Raw genomic sequence first — 17359 nt, 5'->3', positions numbered from 1 at the left:
CAGGGGTGTTTCCGTCGCGGATCGAGGGCGGGAAGCCTGCGAGGTGGCGGGTCAGTCCGCGAGCAGGGCCTCGAGGCGGCGCAGGGCGATCTGGCGCAGCTGCTCGGCGCGCTCCTTCTGCTCGTCCTCGTCGCTGAGGAGCAGGCGCCGCTCCAGCTCGGCGAGCATCTCGGGCTGGGTGCGGCCGGCGGCGCGGATGAGGAACACGGTCCCGAACCGCTCCTCGTAGCGGGCGTTCGCGCGCACCCACTCCCCCGGGTCCTCCACCCCCGCCTGCTCGGCGGCGGAGTGCGCGGTCTCCGCAGCCCCCAGGCCCTTCGCCTTCTCCCCGATGCGGGGATGGTGGGCGAGCGCCCCGTGGACCTCATCGGGGGTCCAGCGTCGGGCGCGGTCCGAGGCCTCGGCGAGCAACGACTCGGCGCAGGGGTAGGGGCGGGCGGTGATGAGGTGGCGCACCCAGGACTCGATCGGGGCGCAGGCGCGCAGCTGCTCGGCGAGCGCGGCGGGCGGTGCGGTGTTCAGGCGCTGGAGGGCGGGCGGGGTGCTCATGCGGGGATCCTCCCCGGCGCAGCGCCGATGGTGGGCGCGGCGTCCGTGGTGGCAGCCGTGCCCGGCGCGGGGCCGACGGGAGGGGCGGTGGCCTCCTCGAGCCGGGTGGCGAGGTCGATGAGGGCGAGGTCGCTGCCGGGCGGGCCCACGAGGGTCACGGCCGTCGGCAGACCGCTCGCGGTCACGAGCGGCACCGCCACCGCCGGCAGCCCGGCCAGGCCCGCCAGGCACGTCAGCCGCATGGTCCGTGCGCGCTGGGCCTCGATCGCGGGGCCGCCTGCGGCCGCGTCCCGCACGAGCGGCGCGATGGACGAGGCTGCGGGGACCACGAGCACCCCCTCGCCGAGGCGGCGTCGGATCCGGCCGACGGCGCGGGTGCGGGCCTGCTGCGCGTCGGCGGCCTCGTCGGCCGTGACCTGGGCAGCCGCGTCGAAGCGGGCACCGACGTCGGGCGCGAGCTCGCTGCGGTGCGCGCTCACCCACTCGCCGTGGGCGGCCCAGGCCTCGCGGGCCTGGAGGAGGCGGAAGGTCTCGGCGAAGCCGGTGAGCTCGTCGGCGTCCAGCGGGTCCGCCTCCTCGATCTCGATCGCGGTGCGCCAGCGCGCGAGGGCGGTGCCGAGGGCGTCTGCGACCTCGGGGTCCAGCAGCGTCTCGAGCCCGGGGACGGTGTGCAGCGCGGGGTCCTCGAGCCCTTCCTGCTCCTCGGGCAGGAGCACGGCGGCGGCGCGGGCGAGGAGGTCCGGCGTGCGGGTGAGCAGGCCGACCGTGTCGAAGCTCGGCGCGAGGGGCAGCACCCCGACGCACGGCACGGCGTCGTGGGTGGGGCGCAGCGCCCACAGTCCCTGGTAGGCGGCGGGGACCCGGAGGGAGCCGCCGGTGTCGGTGCCGAGCCCGATGCTCGCGTGCCCCAGCGACACGGCCGACGCGGGGCCGGAGGTGGAGCCGCCGCTGATCCGGTGCGGGGCGCGGGGGTTCGGTGGGGTGCCGTAGTGGGTGTTGGTGCCGGCGAGGCTGTAGGCGAGCTCGTCGGTCGCGGCGATGCCGGTGATCTCGGCGCCCGCGTCCAGCAGCAGCTCAAGCGCGTCGGCGTGACGGGGCTCGGGGCGGGCGCCCGCGAGCAGGGCGGGGCTGCCGCCGCCGATCCTCTGCCCGGCCACCGCGATCACGTCCTTGACCGCGATCCTCTCCCCGGCGAGGGGGCCCGGTGCCTCGTCGGCCGATCCCCCGCCGGCGGGGACAGAGGCCGGGACGAGCGGTGCGCCGAGGACCCGCCAGATCCGGCGGTCCATCGCGGGCGGGGCCACGGCGACGTGGGCGACGGCGACCTTCCAGCCGTCCTCGCCGCGCCGCCACACCTGGGTCTGCTGGCCGCGGCCGCCGCGCAGCAGCTCGGTGATCGCGACGACCGCAGCGTGGTCCTCGCCGAGCGCCCGCACCTCGACCTCGACGATGCGGCGCTTCGGGGCGCCGCCGCGCCCGCCGCGGAAGGTGCTGATCGCGTCGTGTCCGCGCAGCAGCCCCGCCGCGTCGCCGCGCAGGGTGTCCGGGCCGGGGGCGAACAGGGCGTCGAGCGCCGGGAGGTCGTCGGCCATGAGCGCACGCTCGTACTCCCAGAACGCCTCGAGCAGCCCGGGGATCTCGGGGCCGTTCGCGACGGGACGGGCGCGGTCCGCGAGGACGTCGGCCGGCGACACCGAGGAAGACGTGGTGCTCATGGGCGGACCTCCGCGAAGTCGGCCGTGCGGATGCGGGCGTGGACGCCCTTGACGACGTCGACGACCTGGGAGATGTCGAAGTCGGTGGCGGCGCTGAGGTAGGCGAGCGCATGCTCGGGATCCAGGCCCCAGCGGGCCTGGAGCAGCGCGATCGCGTGACGCACGCAGTCCTTCACCGCGAGGTCGAGGTCCTCGTCCATTCCGGTGGGGATGAGGTACTCGGTGGTCTCGGCGAGGGGACCGGCCACCTCGCCGAACTGCGCGATCGCGTCCTCGCGGGCGATCACGTCGAACCGGAGCCGGCTGCGCAGGCTCGCCTCCATCGCGGTCAGCGCCACCTCCCCGTCGCCCTGGGCGAAGTGCGGGTCACCGACGTAGGCGAGGGCGCCCTCGACCTGGACGGGCAGGTAGAGGGAGGTCCCGGCGGTGAGGAGGTTGATGTCGATGTTGCCGCCGTGTCGGCCGGGCGGCACCGAGTGGGGGCGCTCCGCGCCGGGCACGGCCACACCCATGATCCCGAGGAACGGGCGCAGCGGGAAGCGGAGCGTCCGCTCGGCGCCGGCGCGCGGGGCCATGGTGCCGACGGGCCCGTTCGGAGTGTGCTCGACCCCGGCGAAGACGCTTACGGTGCCGGGACCGGCCGGGTACTCACCGGGCAGGGCGCCGCGGCCGTGGCGGTTGGAGACCACGCCGTAGGGCACACGCATCTCGTGCTCGAGGATCGTCACCTTCAGCAGGTCGCCGGGGCGGGCACCGGCGACGTGGATCGGGCCGGTGACCACATGGGGACCGTCGGTCGCCCGGTCGCGACCGGGATGGCCCGCGGCGAGCGCGATCGCGTCGGGCAGCACCTGCTCAGGATCGACGCCGTGGGCGCCGAAGAAGGCGCGCGGGTCCCGGCCCTGGTCCTCGAGGATCCCCTCGTGGCTGAGGGTGTCGATGACCGCCTCGTCGCCGGGCTCGAGGCGCAGCACAGGGGCGTCGGCCGCGCAGGGCAGTCGGCCCCACAGGCTCGTCCCCTCCTCCACGGGGAGGTGGGCGACTCCGGCCGGCACCTTCTCGCCCGCTCGCAGGATGTCCGTCAGCATGGTCCTCCTCAGCTCACGCTCCACGCTAGGGGCGGGGTTTTACGCCCTTGTTACACGGCTGTGCCGCCCGGGTTTCAGGAGGTCCGTAGCCTCCCGGCCATGACCGGAACCCCTGCCGCCGACACCGCCTCCGCCACCGCGAGCGACCCTGCCGCCCCGGAGACGAGCGCCGCGCCCGCGGCCGACCTGCGCCCGCGGCACCTGCGCCTCATGCTCGCCCTCACCTTCGCCACCGGCATCGTCGACGCGGTCGGCTACCTGGGACTGGACCGGGTGTTCACCGCGAACATGACCGGCAACGTCGTCATCCTCGGCATGGCACTGACCGGCGCGGACGACCTGCCCGTGGTCGGCCCGGTGCTGGCGCTGGCAGGCTTCGTGCTCGGTGCGATCCTCGCCGGCCGCGCCCTCGGCGGGCGCACCGGGGCCTGGACCGGCGCGACCACCGCCCTGCTCTGTGCGGTCGCGGCCGTGGTGATCGCCGCCGGCGCGATGCTGCTGGTGTGGGAGGACGCCCCGCACACGGCGCTGCTCGGCGTGACCGGAGCGCTGGGCCTGGCGATGGGGGCGCAGGCCGCGAGCGCCCGCGCCCTCGCCGTGAAGGACGTGACGACCGTGGTCATCACCTCCACCATCACGGGCCTGGCGATGGACTCGCGACTGGCCGGCGGGACCGGGGCGCTGTGGCCGCGCCGACTGCTCGCGGTGCTGCTCATGCTCACCGGCGCCGCCGTCGGCGCGCTGCTGCTGCAGGTGCACGCGGGGGCGGGGCTGCTGCTCGCCGGGGCGCTCTGCGCGGCGGTCGCGCTGGTCGGGCACGCGCGCGCCCGGGGGTGAGGGCGCGGCCGACGGGGCCGGCCTGCGCTCGAGGGTCAGCGGCGGGCGAGGCGGGAGAGGTCGGCGACGGTGTCGAGGTCGCCGCCGTCGTCGAGGGCCCCGCAGTCCACCAGGTCCACACGCTCCAGATTGCGGTGCAGCCAGTCGCGGGCGCCGCGATCGCCATGGGCCTCCGCGGCGGCGGCGCGAGCGTCGGCCGCCTCGAGCAGCACGGGGTGGCGGCGCAGGAGCCGACCGTCGGGCCCCGGGTAGGAGGCGGCGGTCGCGCGGCCGGGCCGGTGCGCGCCGAGCACCCGGCGCACCAGCGCGGGGCTCAGCCCCACGTGGTCGACCAGGGCGAGCATGAGGTGCGGGGCGTCGGCCGCCGCGACCCCGACCCGCAGGGAGACGGCCATGCCGGTGCGCCACAGAGGGCTCTCGGCGACCCGTGCCCCGGCCTCGCGCGCGACCGCGCCGACCTCGTCGGCGTAGGCGCCGGTGACGACCAGGACGTCGCGGCAGCCGCCCTCGAGCAGGCGCCGGGTCAGCACCGCGACCAGGGGCTCCCCGCCGAGCGGCAGCAGCGCCTTCGGGCCGCGGCCCAGGCGCCGCCCCTCCCCCGCGGCGAGGAGGACCGCTGTCGTGTCGGGCAGGACTGCGGTCTCTGGCAGAACCGAGGTCTCGGGCAGGGTGAGGTGCTCCGGCGACGGTGACGGATCGGGCTGGGTCATGACGGGGTTCCTCAGGCGCTCTGCAGCTCCGGGACGGCCTCGGAGACGACGAGGTCGAAGCGGTAGCCGACGTTGCGGACCGTGTGGATCGCGGACTCGATGCCGGCGCCGAGCTTGGCGCGCAGGCGCCGCACGTGCACGTCCACGGTGCGGGTGCCGCCGAAGTAGTCGTAGCCCCACACCTCCTGCAGCAGCTGGGCGCGGGTGAACACGCGGCCCGGGTGCTGGGCGAGGTACTTCAGCAGCTCGAACTCCTTGAAGGTCAGCTCCAGCGCCTGCCCGTGCAGGGTCGCGGTGTAGCTGGACTCGTCGATCACGAGACCGCCCGCGGTGATCAGCTCCGGGCCGAGGTCCGGTGCGGGGGCGAAGCGCAGCGCGAGACGGAGGCGGGCGTCGACCTCCGCGGGGCCGGAGGTGGGCAGGAGGTAGTCCGCGGCGCCCCAGTCCTGGTTCGCGGCGGCCAGTCCGCTCTCGGCCATGATCAGCACCAGCGGCAGGTGCAGGCGCGCCACCTCGAGGCGGGCGGCCATGTGTGGGGCCCAGGTGAGGTCCGAGGTCGCATCGAACACCGCGACGTCGCACTCGGGGGCGCGGCGCAGCTCGGCGAGATCCGCGCCGCTGTAGTGCACGGTGTGCGGGAGGATCGCCAGCGCCCCCAGGGCGGGGCGGCGCAGGGCGAGGGGTGCCGGGGAGATGTGCAGGACGCGGAGCGTGGAGTGCAGGGTTCGGCTCACCGGGGACCACCTTCTTGATCGGGCCGGGATGCGGGGCGGAACGCATCTCGTGGTCCCCCCACCTCACCGCAACACTTGTTTCACGCCTGTGCCAGAGAGGCGTCGTGATCGAAACGAGACCATTGCGTCCAGGGCACGGGACTGGGGCTGGGGCGGGCGGCCCGACGGCGCGGGACAGATGCGAGGACCCCTCAAGCGCTCCGCCGGGTCCGCCTCCTCGATCATCCGGGCCCTACCCCCGGTTCGTGGACACGGGGGTCGCGTTGAAGGACTCCGCCATCGGCGCCGAGGCGCGGTCGCGGCGACCAGACGGCCACCGCGCACAGCCGATCCCGTTCTCGGCGCGCCGGCCCGCTCTGGAATCCCCTACGTCGCCGATGAGCTCCGCAGGCACATCCCCCTCAGGTGACGCGCCGCGCCCCTCACCGCCCGTGCGCCACCGCCGGGATCTGCGTGGCGAGCTTCCCGCCGGAGACGTCCACGAGCGTGCCCGTGATGTATGAGGCCTGGTCGCTGGCGAGGAAGATCAGCAGGTCGGCGACGTCGTCGGGGCTCTCCCAACGGCGCAGCGAGAGGGTGTCCAGCAGTCGGTCCTGCCGCTCGGCGGGCAGGCCGGCGAAGCCGTTCATGGAGGTGGGGACCATGCCGGGGGCGTAGGCGTTGACGGTGATGTCGTGCGGGCCGAGCTCGGAGGCGAGCACGCGGGTCAGCTGCACCACGGCGGCCTTCGAGGCGGCGTAGGCGGCGCTGCCCACGCTCGGCACGATCGCGGCGAACGACGCGGCGTTGAGGATCCGCCCGCGCCCGGCCCTCTGCATGTGCGGGGCCACTTCCCGGCACATGAGGAAGGTGCCGCCGGTGTTCACGTCGAAGCACTTCTGCCAGGTCGCCCAGTCGGTCTCGACCACGGTCGAGTCCGCGACGATCCCGGCGTTGTTCACGAGCACGTCGATCGTGCCGTGGCGCTCCACGACGGCCTCGACCGCGCGGTGCACGGAGTCAGGGTCGGCGACGTCGCAGACCACCTGGTCCACGGTCGGCGCACCCTCCGCCGACTCGTCCGGGAAGGCGAGGTCGAGCGCGACCACGCGCGAGCCCTCCTCGGCGAAGCGTGCGGCGATGGCCGCGCCGATGCCGCGCGCCGCCCCGGTCACGACGACCACCCTGTCCCGCAGATCCAGCTCCATCGCCCTGTCCTCTCCAGCGGCGTCCGTGCCGCGCTCGGTGTGCGGCCCAACGGCCGCGCTCAATAGTCATACTATTGGGTGACGGCGGCCCGTGAGCCCGCGAGCTCGCCGCAGAGGAGCTGATGGCGAGGACGCCCGAGGAGGAGCGAGATGACGACGGACGCGACGACGGCGAGCGGACGAGGCGCGCAGGACGAGCCGACGCACGGCGCGAGCGCGACCGGCCCTCGCGCGGTGTGGATCACCGGCGCGGGCAGCGGCATGGGGCGCGCGACGGCGCTGCGGGCGGCGCGCACGGGCTGGACGGTCGCGCTCAGCGGCCGTCGCCGCGAGGTGCTCGAGGAGCTCGCGGCCGAGATCCGCGAGGAGGGCGGCAGCGTGCTGGTCGCGCCGCTGGACGTCCAGGACCGCGAGGCCGTACGAGGCACCGCCGAGCGGATCGCCGAGCAGCTCGGCGGGATCGACGCGCTGGTGCTCGCGGCCGGCCTGAACGCGCCGAAACGGCGCTGGGACGATCAGGACCTCGCCGAGTTCGACGCGATCGTCGCCACGAACCTCACCGCGGTGGCGAGCACCGTCGACGCCGTCCTCCCCCGCCTGCGCGAGCGCGGCGGGCAGGTCGTGGTGATCTCCTCCTACGCGGGCTGGTCCTTCCAGCCCGGCGCCGGGGTCGCCTACTCGGCGAGCAAGACGGCGCTCGGCTCCCTGGTGCGCACGCTGAACCAGCAGGAGGCCGCGCACGGGGTGCGGGCGTGTCATCTGTGCCCGGGCGATGTCGCGACCGACTTCCTCGACCAGCGCCCCTCCGTGCCGGATGCCGACGCCCGCGCCCGGATGCTCACCGCGGAGGACATCGCCCGCACCGCCTGCTTCGTGCTCGACTCCCCCGCGCACGTGCGCATCGACGAGCTGGTCGTCTCCCCCGTCTCGCAGGCATGACCGCGGGGGCGAGCGCCTTCGAGCGGGCGCTGGACCAGCTCGGCGCCGCGATCGTCGGCGGCGAGCTGGAGGTCGGCGCCGCGGACACGATCGAGGGGTTCATCGCCCGCACCGGCGCCTCCCGCAGCGTGGTCCGCGAGGTCACGCGGGTGCTGGGCGGACTCGGGATGCTGAGCGCCGGCCGACGGGTCGGCCTGCGCATCCTCCCGATCAGCGAGTGGGACCTGCTGGACCCGCGGGTGATCCGCTGGCGCCTCGAGGGCCCGGATCACGCGCGGCAGCTCGCGGAGCTGCGCTCCCTGCGCCATGCGGTCGAGCCCGCGGCAGCAGCGGCCGCGGCCCGGGAGATCCGCGACGGGCGCGGGAGCACCCGCGCACTCGACGCCGCCGCGAACTCGATGGTCGAGGCGGCCGACGGGCCCGAATCCGGCGCCTTCCTCGCCGCGGACCGGGCCTTCCACGCCGAGGTCCTCGCCCTCTCCGGCAACGCGATGCTCGGCCGGCTGCGGGCCGTGATCGAGGAGGGCCTGCGCCACCGGGCAACTGTGGAGCGGGGCGAGCAGGCCCCCGACCGGCACGACCTCGGACTGCATCAGGAGGTCGCGGCCGCGATCGGCGCCGGCGACGAGGCGCGGGCCGCGGCGAGGATGCGGGAGATCATCGAGCGGGCGACGGCGGCACGCTGAGCAGTCCGGCGACGAAGCTGACCGCGGCGGAGCCTGCGGTCTCGGAGCTGAGCAGCTGCTGCAGGGCGCGGCTGAGCGGAGGGACGCCGTCGATCATGATCTCCATGGTGCGGTCGGCCCGCCGAGCTTCGCATCCGCTCGCGATGCCATTGGGCGGGGGCCGCGGGCGCCCTCCGGTCGGAGTGCCAGGGCCGACTCCGCTCCGCAGACACCTCCCCATCGCCGTCGCCCGCGGGCTACGGTGAGCGTCGGGGTGGGAACGGCGGCGCGGGGGCGCCGACGGCCTCCTCCTCGTCCATCAGATCTCGCAGAAGGAGTCGCACCATGTCGCAGCCGCCCGAGGGCAGCAACCCGCTGGATCCGCAGCACGGACAGGGCTCCGCGCCCGAGCCGTCGAGCAGCGGATTCGGCGCCCAGGACCAGGCCCCCTCCGCGGGCGGGGCCGGGCAGGGGGCCGACCCCTACGCCGCCCCGTCGTCGGACCCCTACGGCCAGCAGCCCGCCGCGGCGCCCGGTCAGCAGGACGCCTGGGGTGCGCAGAGCGCGCCGTCGGCCCCGCAGCCGGGCGCCCAGCAGCAGGCCTGGGGCTCCGCGCAGAGCCCCGCGGCGGCGCCGCACCCCGTCGGCGCCGGCCCCTCCGGCGGGGACGCCTCCGGGGACGGCCGCTTCGGCGAGGCGGGCTTCTTCAAGGCGCTGTTCGACTTCAAGTTCGAGCACTTCATCACCGTGAAGTTCTCGTCGTTCCTCTACGTCATCGCGTTCGTCATCGCGGCGCTGATGTGGCTGAGCAACATCGTCAGCGGGATCATGTTCGGATTCGCCTGGGGAAGCATGAACAGCTACTTCGGCGAGCCGAGCTTCAGCCCGGTCCCGCTGATCCTCTCGATCCTGTTCGGCTGGATCCCCTCGGTGATCGCGCTGATCGCGATGCGCCTCGGCCTCGAGTTCGCGGTCGCGACCGTGCGCACGGCCCAGAACACCGGCCGCATCGCGGAGTCCTCGCAGCGCTGAGCCTTCTCCGGGCCCGCACGTCGTCCTGAACGGGGCGTCCGCCGCTTGGCGGGCGCCCCGTTCGCGATAGGCTCGCGACCATGGGGACGGAGTGGGGACCGCCGCCGGGGTCGACGGCGCAGCACGGCGATGAGCTGGCACGACATCTGCAGGCAGGGCGCCTCGACGCCGCTCGCCGCACGGCCGACGAGCTCCTCGCAGCCGACGGCCAGGACGAAGCGCTCGCTCTCCTCGCCGAGCACGCCGGATCGAGCCCCGCCGCGCTCGAGCTCTTCGTCGAGGTGCTCGACGGCACCGGCGTGGTGCGCCGCTTCGCCGGGGCCGCGCTGCTGGATCCCGGAGCGGTCGAGGACGTCGCCCAGGACTCCCTCATCTCGATCGCGGAGTCGATCCACCGCTTCGACGGCCGCTCCAAGGTCACCACCTGGGTGCACTCCATCGTCCGGCGCCGGGTCGCGGACCATCTGCGCCGCCAGCGGGCCACGGTCGAGCTCGAGGAACAGCACCGCCCCGCCGAGCGGATGAGCTCGCTGATAGCCGAGCGCGTCAGCGTGCGGCAGGTGCTCGCGGATCTCCCCGACCTCTACCGCGTCCCCCTCGAGCTGCGGGACCTCGAGCAGCTGCCCTACGCGCAGATCGCCGCGCAGCTGGACCGCGCCGAGGGCACCGTGAAGTCGCAGGTCAGCCGCGGCCGGGCGATGCTCGCCGGGCGACTGGGCGCGGGCGATCCCGTGCCCGGGGCTCCCGCGTGACGGCGCTCGGCGCGCGCTACCGCCTGGGCGGGGTGATCGGCGCGGGCTCCTTCGCGACCGTGCATCGGGCACGGGACGAGCGGCTGGACGCGGACGTCGCGGTGAAGGTGCTCGCGGAGAACCACAGCCTGAACCCGGAGATCCGCGAGCGGTTCATCGCCGAGGGCCGCAGCCTGCGCCGCGTCGGCGGGCGCCACCTCGTCTCCGTCCACGACATCGACCAGAACGAGCGCCAGCAGCCCTATCTGGTGCTCGAGCTCGCCGACCGCGGCTCCCTGCGCCGCCGCGTCGAGGAGCTGCGTGCAGGCGGCTGGCGCGCCACCGACGCCGACGTGCTCGCCGTGGCGAGGCCCCTCGCCGCCGCGGTCGCCGCCGTGCACCGCGCCCAGCTCGTCCACCGCGACCTCAGCCCCGGGAACCTGCTGCTGACCAGTACCAGCGGCGAGGCGGCGCGCGCCGCCGGCATCGAGTCCTCACCGTCGGCCGTGGTGCGCGCCGATGAGCGGCTCCTCGTCGCCGACCTCGGGATGTGCAAGGACCTCGCCCGCAGCTCGGGCCTGACCGTCGCGGCCGGCACCGACGGGTTCCGCCCGCCGGAGCAGTCGAGGCCCGGCACCGTCGACATCCGCGCCGACATCTGGGCGATGTCCGCACTGCTGCGCTGGCTGATCGACGACGCCGAGATGCCGCAGGCGCTCCAGGACGTCCTCGCCCGGGGCCTCTCCGAGGATCCCGCCGCGCGCCAGGCCGAGGCGACGGAGTGGCTCGCCGAGGTCGAGGAGGCGCTCGCTCCTCCGCCGCCTGCTCGTCCGGCGGGCGGCGCCGGCCCCGAGACGGTCGGCACCTCGGCCGCGAACGGCACGGCCGGAGCTGTCGACGGCTCGCCGGGTGCCGACGGTGATGCGGGCGCTTGCTCCAGCGCGGCCGACGGGACCACCGCGCACGACCCCGACGGCTCCGGCGCGAACACTCCCACCCGCAGCCCGCGCCGCCGCGCTCTCCTCGTCGCGCTGCCGGCTCTCGCGCTCGGCGTCGGCCTCGGGGCCGGTGCGCTGCTGGGGCTGGATGCCGCCGTCCCGTCGGCCGGCGGCGGCTCCTCCCTCGCGATCTCCGGGCCCGAGGAGATCCGCGTGGGCGAGCAGGCGGTGTTCACCGCCGACGTGGCGGGCGTGGACTCGTGGGTGTGGACGCTGCCCACCGGCGAGCATCTCGTCGATGCCGAGCAGGCGACGCTGACCGCCTCGGGACCGGGACGCGCCGAACTGGTGCTGCGCGCCCGCACCGCGGAGGGCCAGGAGCTGGAGGCACGGCGCGTGGTGAGGGTCCTCGCATGACCGCTCGAAGAAATCGTCGAGATCCGATGCAACCGATCCGTTCCGGCCGACGACATACATCGTGAGAGAACATCCCCGGCGGCCGCGCAGCCGCCCGAGAGAAGGAGTCCGACCATGACCGCTCACCGCCTCCGTCCCACCACCCGGCGCGGGGCCCTCCTGGCCCTCGCCTCGCTCGGCACGTTCTCGCTCGCGGCCTGCTCCACCGGCGGCGACGCCGAGTTCGAGGAGTCCGGCGGGAACGGTGCCGGCGACGGCGGCTCCGACAGCGGCTCGGACGGCAAGGAGCAGCCGGCCGCGTCCGACGGCGGCGGGGAGGAGGGCTCCGCGGGCGGTGCGGACGATGCGCAGGCGGCCTCCTCGGTCGACCCGGCCGACGCGATCGACGAGCTCGAGTACCCCATCGCGTCCGACGAGGCGGAGGGGACGATGACCGTGGGTCTGCACCACCTGCGCCGACGCGGCGAGACCCTCGAGCTTCTGCTCACGTACACCCCCGAGTTCACCGAGCCCGGCGCCTTCACGCTCTGGGACCTGCACGGCGACGACCACTCCGTGGTGGCGCCGGCCCTCGTGGATCGTGCGAACCTCACCCGCTACGACATCCTGACCACCAACGGGTCCTATGACGGTCCGACGATGTGGAACAGCAAGCAGGCCGCGGTCGAGCTCGCCTCCGGCGACACGCAGGCGTACTGGGCGAACTTCGCCGCCCCGATCGACGACATCTCTGCGATCGACGTCGTGATGGGCGCGGGCCCCTCCTTCGAGGACGTGCAGATCGAGGCCGAGGAGGGATGAGGATGCACCGCACCGCACTGCGCCGCTCCACCGCCGCCGCCTCGCTCGCGGCGTCCGCCCTGCTGCTGGCCCTCGGAGCGCCCGCGGCGCTGGCCGAGGGCGAGACGGAGGGCCCGCCCGAGCAGCCCTTCGAGATCACCGACGAGATCCTTCAGCGCTCGATCACGGTCTACGACCCGGCACGCTCGATCACCGAGCTCGGCGGCAGCGAGCCCGCCGAGGACGAGGTGATCGTGCTCGAGGCCGACATCCTCTTCCCCTCCAACGCCTGGGACCTCTCCGACGGGGCCGCCGCCCGCATCGTCGAGCTCGCCGCGGAGATCCCCGAAGGTGCGACCGTGCAGGTGGGCGGACACACCGACTCCCTGCCCGTGGACCGCTCGAAGTACGACTTCGACAACCAGCAGCTCTCGGAGAACCGCGCCCAGGCGGTCGCCGACGCGCTCACCGCGGAGCGCCCCGATCTCACCCTCGAGGTCACCGGGCACGGCGATGCGAAGCCCGCCGCCGCCGGAGGCGGAGGCGACGACGCGGGCAATGCGGCGGACCGCCGCGTCGAGCTGCGCTACGGGGACTGAGCGGATCGGCTGAGGGGACGACAGGATCCGAACGCCCGACGGGCCCCGCCGCGAGAACTCTCGCAGCAGGGCCCGTCGGAGGCGTCGGCCGGGCTCTCAGGCGCCCTTGCGGACCGTGATCGTCCAGCCGGCCTCGCCGGTGCGGTCGAAGGCGACGACCTCGTGGCCGTCCTTCGCCGCCCACTGGGGCAGGGAGTCGGTGGCCTGGGTGCAGTCGAAGTCGATGATCAGGTCATCGCCCGTGCTCAGCTGCTGCATCGCGTTCTTCGCGTCGATCAGCGGGAACGGGCAGACGGAGCCGTTGGTCTGGAGGGTGTAGGCGGCCATGGGAGGGGTCCTTCCGTGGGAGGGTCGGGGCAGTTCTGGGGCTGTGCGGTGAGCGGGACGATCAGGAGGCGGGGGTGAGCACCGGCGCGGGGCGGTTGGCCTCGGCGGCGCGCTGGGGGCGCTGCAGGAAGAACCAGGCCGCACCCCAGGTGCCGAGCATGATCGCGACCAGCGAGACCCAGCCCTGGTAGCTGAACAGGCTGGTCTCCACCAGGGAGTTGCCGATGGTGCAGCCGCCGGCGAGCGCGGCGCCGACGCCCATCGCGACGCCGCCGCCGGCGCTGCGCAGCATGGTCTGGGCGTCCGGGACGCGCCAGCGGAACTCGCCGGAGAGCTTCGCGGCGAGGAAGGAGCCGACGAGGATCCCGAGCACGAGCATCACCGACCAGTCCACGAGGGTCACGTCGCCCGTGGTCAGGAAGGTGACGATCTTGGCCGACGGGGTGGTGATGCCGAGCCCGCCGTTGCGGCCCGCGGCGGTGGACAGCAGCCACGCGGCGATCGCGATCAGGCCCAGCAGCACGCCGCCCACCCAGGGGCTCCAGGGGATGTCGGCGAGGTAGTGGCCGAGGCCGGTGCGACGCGCCGGCAGCGTCACGGAGGGACGGCCGGAGGCGGCACGCGCCTTGGCGGCGCGATACCGGCGCACGACGAGCACGGCGACGATCGCGCTGAAGACGAGGGTGGGGACCCAGACGCTCACGCCGAGGGTCTCGTGGATCGTGGCGTCGGCGACGGTGCGGGCGCGGGCGGCCTCGGTGAAGCCGCCGAGCGGGCCGTACTTCATCACGGCCGCGAACAGGGCGTAGAAGATCAGCGCGACCCAGGAGCCGATGAGGCCCTCGCCCGCGCGGTAGTAGGTGCCGGTCGCGCAGCCGCCGGCCATGATGATGCCGACGCCGAAGATCAGTCCCCCGCCGATCACGGCGAGCGGGGCGAAGGAGGCGGGCTCGGGGGCGAGCATGCCCATGCCGGTCAGCGCGGCGACGCCGACGGCCTGTATCGCGATGGCGAGCAGGAAGGGGGTGAAGTAGCGGGTGGAGCGGGTGAGGTAGAGGTCGCGGAACGCGCCGGTCACGCAGAACCGGGAGCGCTGCAGGACATAGCCGAGCACGGCGCCGAGGAGGAGGCCGGTGAGGATCATGCGGGCCAGGCTAGCTAATGGGCGCCATAAGCGAAACCGCGGGGTGGGGGTGAGGCGCGGGCCCTGCCGGCCACCGAGCGTCAGCCGATGCGGCCGCCGTAGCCGCGCTGGGCGGCCCTGTCCTTCAGATCGGCGAAGACCTTGCCGAGTCCGGTGGGCTCGGGCTCGTCCTCCGAGGGCAGCTCGATGTACTCCACGATCGAGCGCATCGTCGCCACGTCGATGCTGGGCATCCCGCCGGCGAGCAGAGTGCCGATCCGCTCGCCGACCAGGTTCTCGAGTGTGTCGGCCGCGTCGGCGCCGCGCTTCTCGCGGGTCTCCTCCAGGCGCTCGCGCAGCATGCGCGCGGCGACGGGCGAGGCAGGGATCGGCTCGGGGTGTCCGGCGACGGTGATCTGTTCCATGGCGCTCCGCATCGGATCGAGAGGCCGGGCGGCTGCGACCGGCTCCGAGCAGGGTACCGGGCGGCGCGGGGAGCGCTCCGGGGAGTCTGCAGAGCAGCGGCCGCAGCAGGCCGCGCCCTCTCAGCCACGCGGCCCGTCCACGGGGTAGTCCACGAACGCGATGGACCTCCCGTCCGGGGACCAGCTGTGCACGTTCATCGTGCCCTGCCCGCCGAACACCTGGGCGAGGTCGCGGATCCCGCTCCCATCGGCGGCGCACAGCCGCACGATCACGTCCTTGTCCGCGGGATGCCCCTCGGTGCCGGGCGGGAAGCTGACGTAGGCGAGGCGGCTGGAGTCGGGCGAGACGTGCGGGAACCAGTTCACGCGCTCGTCGGAGGTGAGCTGCTCGATGCCGGTGCCGTCGGGGCACATGCGGAACAGCTGCGCGTGGCCGGGGACGGTCCGCGCCCGCTCGGAGTTGAAATAGATCCACCGCCCGTCGGGCGAGAACTCGGAGCCGTCGTCGGAGAACTCGTCGTCGGTGAGCTGCACGTCCCCGCCGCCCGCGGCGGGAATCGTGAAGACGTTCGGCGGGGCCCAGTTCCCCTCCGCATCGGCGGTCAGCCCGATGTAGGCGAGGGTCGTGCCGTCGGGACTGACGCCGTGGAGGAAATGGAGCCGGCCGTCGTCGTTCGTGATCCGTCGGGCGGTGCCGCCCGCGAGCGGGGCGCGGTAGATGTGCCAGTCCATGCAGGAGACGAAGACGTGCTCACCGTCGGGATCCAGGACGTGGTCGTTGTTGAGCTCGGGAAGGTCGCCGAGGGCGATCCGCTCCGGCGCAAAGCCCGGGCCGACGGGGAGGCGGAACAGGTGGCCGTCGCCGTTGACGTACAGCGAGGAGCCGTCCAGGGACCAGTTCGGGGCCTCATAGAGCGTCTCGGCGGACTCGTGGACCAGCGTCCGCTCGCCGTTGTCGACGTCGAGGGTCCAGATGCGGGAGCGCTGGCCGGGGGCGAGAGTGCGTGCCATGGAGGGATTCTGCCCGACCCCGTTCCATCCCTCACCCCGCCCTGGCCCCGGCCCCTCCCCCGCCCTTAGGATCGATGGGTCCCCCTCCGCTTCCAGCGTCGGCAGCGAGTCCCCACCCCGTCCCGCCGCTGGAGGTCCCACGATGACGCAGCCGCACGCTCCCCAGGCGCCGCTCTCCCCCGGACGTCTGCGCCTGGTGATCCTCGCGATGGCGCTCGGCGCCTTCGCGATCGGCACCACCGAGTTCGCCTCGATGGGGCTCCTGCCGCAGATCGCGCGGGACCTCGAGGTCTCCACCCCGCAGGCCGGGATGCTCATCACCCTGTACGCGCTGGGCGTCGTGATCGGCGCACCGCTGGTGACGATCGCGGCGGTGAGGATGCCGCGCGCGAAGCTGCTGGTGCTGCTCATCGCGCTGATCGGGCTGGGCAACCTGCTCTCCGCCATGGCGCCGACGTTCTCGGTGCTGGCCTCCGCACGCTTCGTCGCCGGCCTCCCCCACGGCGCGTTCTTCGGCGTCGCCTCGCTGGTCGCGGCGCGCCTGTCCCCGCCCGGACGCCGTGCCCGCTCCGTCTCGCTGGTGATGCTGGGCCTGACGATCGCGACGATGCTGGGCGTGCCCGCCTCCACCGCCTTCGGGCAGGTCGTCGGCTGGCGCTCCGCCTACGTGATCGTGGTGGTCGTCGCCGCTCTCAGCACGATCGCGATCTGGCGACTGGTGCCCGAGCCCGAGGGCGCCGGAGTCACCGGCTCGATCCGCGGCGAGCTGCGGGCGCTGCGCCGGGCGCAGGTGTGGTTCGCGCTCGGCATCGGCTCGATCGGCTTCGGCGGCATGTTCGCGGTGTACAGCTACATCGGCGAGATCGTGCCCGGGGTGATGGGCCTCGGCGAGCGGGCCGTGCCGATGGCGCTGTTCGTGTTCGGCGTGGGCATGACGGCCGGGAACATCCTCGCCGGCCGCCTCGCCGACCGCTCGATCTACGGCACGATCTTCGCGGGTCTGCTCGGCATGGCGGCCTCGCTCGCCGTGTTCGCGCTGGTGGCGCCGCACGCGATCGCGGGGATGGTGCTGCTGTTCGCGATCGCGATCACCTCGCAGCTCATGGGCCCCTCGCTGCAGCTGTTCCTGCTGGACGCCTCCCCCGACGCGCCGTCGCTCGCCGCCGCGCTGCACCACTCGGCGCTGAACATCGGCAACTCCCTCGGCGCGGCGCTCGGCGCGGCCGTGCTCGCGGCCGGCTGGGGCCTGCTCGCCCCGGCCTGGACCGGCGTGGCGCTCGCGATCGCCGGTCTCGGCATCGCCGGCTGGTCCTTCGCCGTGCACCGTCGTCAGCAGGCGCGCGCCGCCGTCGAGGCGCCCACGACGACCGACGGGGTCCCCGCGGTCTGCTGACTCGGCACGGGCCGGGGAGACAGGGCTCCTGTCGTTGGCCATCCGTGCGCATCGAGTGGCAGATCTCGACCGGCATCGGATAGGCCGCTTCAATGGGTGAGTGCGACTCCCGAGGAGGGAGTTGCCGATGTTGTCTGCGTCGTTTCGAGCGGAGGTCAT

The 17359-nt window shown here is 74.3% G+C and carries 20 protein-coding genes; 9 read left to right on the top strand and 11 right to left on the bottom strand.

Going from position 1 to position 17359, the window contains the following annotated elements:
• Window positions 1-51 precede the first annotated feature (51 nt).
• The 3 genes from L3K22_RS07295 to L3K22_RS07285 are packed head-to-tail and all read right to left on the bottom strand — an operon-like array spanning window position 52 to window position 3352.
• A complete protein-coding gene (locus L3K22_RS07295) occupies window positions 52-549 on the bottom strand; it encodes a 2-oxo-4-hydroxy-4-carboxy-5-ureidoimidazoline decarboxylase (protein WP_263310785.1) in 498 nt (165 codons plus the stop codon).
• Window positions 546-2264: an AtzH-like domain-containing protein gene (locus tag L3K22_RS07290; RefSeq protein WP_263310784.1), complete on the bottom strand. Its 1719-nt coding sequence runs from the start codon at window positions 2262-2264 to the stop codon at window positions 546-548. Before L3K22_RS07290 ends, L3K22_RS07295 begins: the two co-directional genes overlap by 4 nt.
• Complete coding sequence (locus tag L3K22_RS07285) at window positions 2261-3352, bottom strand: acetamidase/formamidase family protein (protein ID WP_263310783.1); 1092 nt, start codon at window positions 3350-3352, stop codon at window positions 2261-2263. The genes L3K22_RS07290 and L3K22_RS07285 overlap by 4 nt, the downstream gene beginning before the upstream one ends.
• 99 nt (window positions 3353-3451) lie before the next feature.
• On the opposite strand from L3K22_RS07285, the gene L3K22_RS07280 reads away from it, so the two are divergent.
• Window positions 3452-4189, top strand: coding sequence for a DUF1275 family protein (locus L3K22_RS07280; RefSeq protein WP_263310782.1), 738 nt, complete (start codon window positions 3452-3454; stop codon window positions 4187-4189).
• A 35-nt stretch (window positions 4190-4224) separates the two neighbouring features.
• On the opposite strand, the gene L3K22_RS07275 is transcribed toward L3K22_RS07280, so the two are convergent.
• From L3K22_RS07275 to L3K22_RS07265, 3 genes are all read right to left on the bottom strand, one after another.
• Window positions 4225-4899, bottom strand: coding sequence for a nucleotidyltransferase family protein (locus L3K22_RS07275; protein ID WP_263310781.1), 675 nt, complete (start codon window positions 4897-4899; stop codon window positions 4225-4227).
• An 11-nt stretch (window positions 4900-4910) separates the two neighbouring features.
• On the bottom strand, window positions 4911-5600 hold the full coding sequence (locus L3K22_RS07270; RefSeq protein ID WP_373318009.1) for a winged helix-turn-helix domain-containing protein: 690 nt from the start codon (window positions 5598-5600) through the stop codon (window positions 4911-4913).
• 455 nt (window positions 5601-6055) lie between these two features.
• A complete protein-coding gene (locus L3K22_RS07265; protein WP_259880420.1) occupies window positions 6056-6820 on the bottom strand; it encodes an SDR family NAD(P)-dependent oxidoreductase in 765 nt (254 codons plus the stop codon).
• 150 nt (window positions 6821-6970) lie between these two features.
• Here L3K22_RS07265 and L3K22_RS07260 point away from each other — a divergent pair, with 150 nt between their 5' ends.
• Both L3K22_RS07260 and L3K22_RS07255 read left to right on the top strand, forming a co-directional pair.
• The gene (locus tag L3K22_RS07260) at window positions 6971-7759 is read left to right on the top strand and encodes an SDR family oxidoreductase (protein WP_263310780.1); all 789 of its coding nucleotides are present in this window, start codon (window positions 6971-6973) and stop codon (window positions 7757-7759) included.
• The gene (locus L3K22_RS07255; protein ID WP_263310779.1) at window positions 7756-8445 is read left to right on the top strand and encodes a FadR/GntR family transcriptional regulator; all 690 of its coding nucleotides are present in this window, start codon (window positions 7756-7758) and stop codon (window positions 8443-8445) included. Before L3K22_RS07260 ends, L3K22_RS07255 begins: the two co-directional genes overlap by 4 nt.
• Here the strand turns inward: L3K22_RS07255 and L3K22_RS07250 are convergent.
• Window positions 8417-8542, bottom strand: coding sequence for a hypothetical protein (locus tag L3K22_RS07250; RefSeq protein WP_255351683.1), 126 nt, complete (start codon window positions 8540-8542; stop codon window positions 8417-8419). The genes L3K22_RS07255 and L3K22_RS07250 overlap by 29 nt on opposite strands.
• A 227-nt stretch (window positions 8543-8769) precedes the next feature.
• Between L3K22_RS07250 and L3K22_RS07245 the strand changes: the two genes are divergently transcribed.
• The 5 genes from L3K22_RS07245 to L3K22_RS07225 all read left to right on the top strand — a co-directional run bounded on the left by L3K22_RS07245 (window position 8770) and on the right by L3K22_RS07225 (window position 12921).
• On the top strand, window positions 8770-9456 hold the full coding sequence (locus tag L3K22_RS07245) for a DUF4282 domain-containing protein (protein WP_263310778.1): 687 nt from the start codon (window positions 8770-8772) through the stop codon (window positions 9454-9456).
• Between the two features lie 80 nt (window positions 9457-9536).
• Window positions 9537-10208 (top strand): RNA polymerase sigma factor, encoded by a 672-nt coding sequence (locus tag L3K22_RS07240; RefSeq protein WP_263310777.1) that lies wholly within the window; start codon window positions 9537-9539, stop codon window positions 10206-10208.
• Window positions 10205-11542 carry a serine/threonine-protein kinase gene (locus tag L3K22_RS07235; RefSeq protein ID WP_263310776.1) on the top strand — a complete coding sequence of 446 codons (1338 nt, stop codon included), beginning with the start codon at window positions 10205-10207 and terminating at the stop codon, window positions 11540-11542. The genes L3K22_RS07240 and L3K22_RS07235 overlap by 4 nt, the downstream gene beginning before the upstream one ends.
• Before the next feature lie 114 nt (window positions 11543-11656).
• Window positions 11657-12343 carry a hypothetical protein gene (locus L3K22_RS07230; RefSeq protein WP_263310775.1) on the top strand — a complete coding sequence of 229 codons (687 nt, stop codon included), beginning with the start codon at window positions 11657-11659 and terminating at the stop codon, window positions 12341-12343.
• Between the two features lie 2 nt (window positions 12344-12345).
• Window positions 12346-12921, top strand: coding sequence for an OmpA family protein (locus tag L3K22_RS07225; protein ID WP_263310774.1), 576 nt, complete (start codon window positions 12346-12348; stop codon window positions 12919-12921).
• 96 nt (window positions 12922-13017) lie between these two features.
• Here the strand turns inward: L3K22_RS07225 and L3K22_RS07220 are convergent, their stop codons facing one another.
• The 4 genes from L3K22_RS07220 to L3K22_RS07205 all read right to left on the bottom strand — a co-directional run bounded on the left by L3K22_RS07220 (window position 13018) and on the right by L3K22_RS07205 (window position 15807).
• The gene (locus tag L3K22_RS07220; RefSeq protein ID WP_263310773.1) at window positions 13018-13248 is read right to left on the bottom strand and encodes a sulfurtransferase TusA family protein; all 231 of its coding nucleotides are present in this window, start codon (window positions 13246-13248) and stop codon (window positions 13018-13020) included.
• Between the two features lie 61 nt (window positions 13249-13309).
• Window positions 13310-14392: a YeeE/YedE family protein gene (locus tag L3K22_RS07215; protein ID WP_259815512.1), complete on the bottom strand. Its 1083-nt coding sequence runs from the start codon at window positions 14390-14392 to the stop codon at window positions 13310-13312.
• Between the two features lie 80 nt (window positions 14393-14472).
• Window positions 14473-14796, bottom strand: coding sequence for a hypothetical protein (locus L3K22_RS07210; protein ID WP_010552175.1), 324 nt, complete (start codon window positions 14794-14796; stop codon window positions 14473-14475).
• 120 nt (window positions 14797-14916) lie between these two features.
• Window positions 14917-15807 (bottom strand): TolB family protein, encoded by an 891-nt coding sequence (locus L3K22_RS07205; protein ID WP_263310772.1) that lies wholly within the window; start codon window positions 15805-15807, stop codon window positions 14917-14919.
• Window positions 15808-15949: 142 nt separating this feature from the next.
• On the opposite strand from L3K22_RS07205, the gene L3K22_RS07200 reads away from it, so the two are divergent.
• Complete coding sequence (locus L3K22_RS07200) at window positions 15950-17200, top strand: MFS transporter (protein WP_263310771.1); 1251 nt, start codon at window positions 15950-15952, stop codon at window positions 17198-17200.
• Window positions 17201-17359: the final 159 nt, after the last annotated feature.

The organism is Brachybacterium atlanticum (assembly GCF_025669985.1).
GTDB lineage: Bacteria > Actinomycetota > Actinomycetes > Actinomycetales > Dermabacteraceae > Brachybacterium > Brachybacterium conglomeratum.
This window is presented reverse-complemented; position numbering and strand designations above follow the sequence as displayed.